1 tRNA gene is annotated in these 208 nt (G+C 36.5%); it reads right to left on the reverse strand.

The annotated features are described in order from the left end of the window. Window positions 1-91: 91 nt before the first annotated feature. Window positions 92-168: transfer RNA gene (locus AB4180_RS22750), tRNA-Met, on the reverse strand. Between the last annotated feature and the right edge of the window lie 40 nt (window positions 169-208).

Here is a 208-nt window from a genome sequence, read left to right on the forward strand (position 1 = left end):
TCCGCCACGACCGCAGCAAATCTTTATAGTTATATCGATATTGGTGATTCAATATAACGTTGTTTGTACTTTTTCTTTCATAAAGAAAGAATGGTGGCTACTGCGGGATTCGAACCTGCGACCCCATCATTATGAGTGATGTGCTCTAACCAACTGAGCTAAGTAGCCAATAATGAATTTTTATGTATTCACTATTTTATCTCTAATT

This window comes from Vibrio sp. 10N.286.49.C3 (genome assembly GCF_041469545.1).
GTDB classification, from domain to species: Bacteria; Pseudomonadota; Gammaproteobacteria; order Enterobacterales; family Vibrionaceae; genus Vibrio; species Vibrio tasmaniensis_A.